This window comes from Rubrivirga sp. (assembly GCF_049648075.1).
Taxonomy (GTDB): Bacteria; Bacteroidota; Rhodothermia; order Rhodothermales; family Rubricoccaceae; genus Rubrivirga.
Window position 1 is genome coordinate 1 of sequence record NZ_JBARYR010000085.1, and the last position, 4,275, is coordinate 4,275.

Annotated in this window: 5 protein-coding genes; 2 read left to right on the forward strand and 3 right to left on the reverse strand. The window is 69.5% G+C overall.

Annotated elements, in window-relative coordinates:
* The 3 genes from WBA11_RS02325 to WBA11_RS02335 all read right to left on the reverse strand — a co-directional run.
* The coding region (locus WBA11_RS02325) for a beta galactosidase jelly roll domain-containing protein (RefSeq protein WP_424519118.1) at positions 1-1,076 on the reverse strand (1,076 nt) is incomplete at its 3' end.
* Positions 1,073-1,756: a response regulator transcription factor gene (locus tag WBA11_RS02330; protein ID WP_424519119.1), complete on the reverse strand. Its 684-nt coding sequence runs from the start codon at positions 1,754-1,756 to the stop codon at positions 1,073-1,075. The genes WBA11_RS02325 and WBA11_RS02330, both read right to left, overlap by 4 nt.
* Positions 1,749-3,260 carry a sensor histidine kinase gene (locus tag WBA11_RS02335; protein WP_424519120.1) on the reverse strand — a complete coding sequence of 504 codons (1,512 nt, stop codon included), beginning with the start codon at positions 3,258-3,260 and terminating at the stop codon, positions 1,749-1,751. Before WBA11_RS02335 ends, WBA11_RS02330 begins: the two co-directional genes overlap by 8 nt.
* 151 nt (positions 3,261-3,411) lie before the next feature.
* Here WBA11_RS02335 and dtd point away from each other — a divergent pair, with 151 nt between their 5' ends.
* Both dtd and WBA11_RS02345 read left to right on the forward strand, forming a co-directional pair.
* Positions 3,412-3,861: a D-aminoacyl-tRNA deacylase gene (dtd, locus tag WBA11_RS02340; RefSeq protein WP_424519121.1), complete on the forward strand. Its 450-nt coding sequence runs from the start codon at positions 3,412-3,414 to the stop codon at positions 3,859-3,861.
* Between the two features lie 65 nt (positions 3,862-3,926).
* A partial coding sequence (locus WBA11_RS02345; RefSeq protein ID WP_424519122.1) for an amidohydrolase family protein occupies positions 3,927-4,275 on the forward strand: 349 nt, incomplete at its 3' end.

Below are 4,275 nucleotides of genomic sequence, written 5' to 3' on the forward strand. Positions count from 1 at the left end.
GGCGTCATCAGCCCGACCGGCCCCTGGTGAATGCCGCCTTCGTTCGGCCCGTCGTAGACCCGCACCGCGATCACGTTGTCGCCCGCGTGGAGCAACCCGGCCTCGATGGGATAGGCCCGCGGGGTCAACCACTCGTCGCCCTCGACGGTTCTGGCCTCGATGTCGCCCGTCCCGCCGATCAGGTTGCCGTTGACGAACGCCTGGTCGAGGTCGTCGATGGCGCCCAGGACCAGGAGGAGGTCTCGATTCGCATCGGCGCCGGTGAGCGTGACGGTCTTGCGGTACCACGCGAACCCGTCGTGGCGACGGTAGCCCTGGCGCTCCCAGACGCCCGGGACCTGGATGGTGTCCCAGTCCTCGTCCTCGAGGTCGGGCGAGGCCCAGCCGAGGTCGTCGCCCGGAGCGAACTGCCACGCGCCGACCAAGTCTGCGACGAAGACGGGACCGGTCGGATTCGGGAGCTGCGTCGTGGCGAGCGCGATCGGTCCGTCCATGATGCCGCCCTCGCGGCCGCCGTCGTAGACCCGCACTGCAATCGTGTTTTCGCCGGGGGCGAGGATCTCCGGCGGGACAGCGTAGACGCGGTAGTCGTAATACCCCGTCTTGTAAACAGGGGGAAACAAGCCCGTGCGGCCGATGCGGACGCCGTTGACGAAGGCCTCGTCGGAGTCGTCGATCTTGCCGAGCAAGAGGTAGAGCGGCTCCGTCGCCGCGCTGGCATCGAGGACGAAGGTGCGGCGGTACCAGGCCGTCCCGTCGTAGCCCTGGTAGCCCTGGTCCTCCCAGATTCCCGGCACGGCGAGCGTGTCCCAGCCGGCCTCGTCGTACCCGGTCGCCCACACCTCGGCGTCGCCGATGCGGAACGCCCAGTCGCCCTCGAGGTCGACGAGCGTCGTCCAGTCCTGCATGTCGGGCTGGGGGACGCCGGTCTCGTCGACCGTCTGCCACGTGTGGGTGTCGCCCTCGAGGACGTCGCCGAGCGCGCCGAACGCCGCGACCGCGACCGTGCGCAGCAGCATGACGATGGCCAAGAGCGCGAGCGCGCCCAGGCCGATGAGCAGGAAGCGGCGGCTCACGGCAAGAACTTGTAGCCGACGCCGTGGACCGTGACGAAGTGGCGAGGCCGAGACGGATCGGGCTCGGCCTTCTGGCGGAGCTTGAGCACGAAGTTGTCGACGGTCCGAGTGGTGGGCGCGACGTCGTCGCCCCAGACCGCGTCCAGCAACTGATCGCGCGTGACGATCTGGCCCGAGTGGGCCGCGAAGTGGCGGAGCACCTCGGCCTCGAGGTGCGTCATTGCGACCGCTTGGCCGTCGACGGCGGCCTCGTAGCTCGACAGGTCCAGACGGAGCCGCCCGACCTCGATGATGTCCGACTCGGCCGGTCCTTCGACACGACGCAGGACCGCGCGGACGCGGGCCATCAACTCGCTCAGCCCGAACGGCTTGGTCACGAAGTCGTCGGCGCCCATTTCGAGCCCTCGAACGGCGTCGACTTCTTGGGACTTCGCCGTCAGCACGATCACGGGTGTCTTTACGCCCGCGGCTCGGGCCTCGCGCAAGACCTCGAAGCCCGAGCGGCGCGGCATCATCACGTCCAAGAGGACCAGGCGGTACGCGTTGGCCGTCATCTTGTCGAGCCCAGCTTGCCCGTCTGGGGCGACCTCGACGGTGTACCCCTCGAACTCGAGGTTGTCGCGGAGCCCTTCGCGCATGGCCGGCTCGTCCTCGACGATGAGAATGGGGAGGTCAGGCATCGGTGGGGAGGGAGAGGTGAAACACGGTCCCGCCGCCGTCGCGCGCCGTCGCGGTGACCGAACCGTTGTGGGAGACCGCGACGCGCTGGACGAGCGCCAGGCCCAGGCCGGTGCCTTTGGCCGTGTGGACGAGCCCGTCGTCGCTCTCAGGCTGAAGTCGGACGAACGGCTCAAACACGCGCTCGAGGTCGGCCGTGTCGATGCCCGATCCGCGGTCGGCGACCTCGAGGACGACGGCTTTTTCCGTCGCACGCGTCGCGACCTCGACGGCCCCGCCGCCGTACTTGACGGCGTTGTCGATCAGGTTGACCAAGGCTTCGCTGAGCAGGTCGCGGTCGCCGGCGACGGTCGGGACGTCCTCGAGATCGACCTCGAGGGTGCCGCCGTCGCGCTCGACGACGGGCCGGTAGCGGTCGGCGATCTCGGCGGCGATCTCGGACACGTCGACCGGGCTCCTGTCGACGGTCGCCGTGCCCCGCTCGAACCGGTTGTACTGGAGCACGTTGCCGACCAAGCGGCTCAGCCGCTCGGACTCGGCAACGAGCGTGTCGTAGTAGCGCGGACGTTTCGCCTCGGGGACGCGGCCCTGCTGGAGCGACTCGGCGTACATGCGGATCAAGGCGAGCGGTGTGCGGAGTTCGTGGCTCACGTTCGAGACGAAGTCCTCCCGCAGCCGGGCGACCTCGATCTCGCGCCGGACGCCGCGCCACACCAACAGCGCACCGACGCCGAGCCCGGCCGTCACGCCACCGATTAGAAGCAAGCTCTGCCACAGCCGCCGCCGCATCGACGCTTCCGCGGAGGCGCCCTCGGGACGAATGCCGGCGACGTGACCGGGAAGGAGCCAGAGCCCCGCCTCGTGCTCGACGTTGACGCGAGCAAACCCCGGCGTCGACGCGACAGGCGAAGGGTCGTCCTCCCGGAAGATGCCGAACGCGACGCTGCCTCTCAGTTGATCTCGCAGCGTCGGTAACACGGCCGTGTCCAGCAGATCGTCGGGCTCAACGATCATCGCGAGCAAACGGGGCGGGGCGTCGGGCGCCACGCCGTCGGCAGCGAACGTGAGCGCGAGCGTCCCGTCCTCGAGGGCGACCGGCTCGATCTTGCGGTATCCCACCTGGTGCTGGGCCAGGAGTCGCTGGGCGACGGCCTCGGGAACCGGAGGCGGCGCCTCGTCGCCGGACCACTGAACGGGCGTCCCAGTCGAGTCGGCCTCGAGGACGGACCGGACGGCGGGCGTGTCCTGCAGGAACCTCGTCGCGTCGTCGGGGCTGGCGCCAGACCGTGCCAGGCGGTCGGCCCAGACCGAGGCCGTGTCCCACGAGTTCTGATTGACCCAGAACAGGAGGCCCTCGAGTTGCTCGTTCCGCAAGTCGGCGAGCTGCCGTTCGCTCTCGCTCTGGACGAAGATCTGCATCGCCGCGAACGCCAGCGCGGGCACGAGCGCGAGCGCGAACAAGGCCCCGGCCAAGCGACCGAGCGACGATGGGAGGGGGGGGGACACGCTGCGAAGCTAGATGAGGCGCCGCGCACGCTCGTCAGAGCGGACTCACGAGATGTCATCAGATGTCACCAGCGCGCTCCGAATCTCGCTTTGTGGCGCCATTCGGCCGCCCTCGAGGTCGGATCTTCCCCACGTCCCGCCTCCGACCTCGATGATCGCCCTCGTCCAACGCGTCTCCGCCGCCGCCGTCCACGTCGAGGGCGAACTCGTTGGCGAGGTCGGACGCGGCCTGCTGGTCCTGCTCGGCGTCCTCGAGGGCGACACTCGCGTCGAGGGCGAGTGGCTGGCCGACAAGCTCGCCCGGCTCCGCGTCTTCCCCGACGACGACGGAAAGATGAACCGGTCGGTCCAGGACGTCGAGGGCGGGGCATTGGTCGTAAGCCAGTTCACTCTCGCGGGCGACGTGCGAAAGGGGACCCGGCCGAGCTACGCGCGTGCCGCCCGCCCCGAGGCCGCGGAGCCGCTGTACCAAGCCTTCGCCTCCTCGCTTTTAGATCACCTCGGCGGCCGCGTTCAAACTGGCCGGTTCGGGGCCTCGATGCAGGTGTCGCTCGTGAACGACGGCCCGGTGACGTTGTGGATCGAGCGCGAACCCCGCTGACCGTCCTTGAGGACGGACGCCATCGAGGACGAGGCGATATTGGCACGACCCACCGCCCGACCCTGATGTACCGACTCCTCGCCCTGCTCGCGCTCCTCCCAACATTGGCCGCGGCCCAAACGTCGTACGTCGCGACGAACGCGACCGTCTACACCGTCGACGAGTCGATGCCAGTCGCGGAGGCGTTCGCGGTCGAGGACGGGCGGTTCGTCGCCGTCGGGAGCGCCGAGGCCGTCCTCGAGGACTATCCCGAGTGGCCGCGTGTCGACCTTGAGGGCCAGACGGTGATCCCCGGGCTGATCGACGCGCACGCGCACTTGCTGGGGCTGGGCGAGGCCTTGCTCTCGGCAGACCTGATCGGGTCGACCTCGAAGGCCGACATCGTCGCGCGGCTGGTCGCGTTCGCCCAAGATC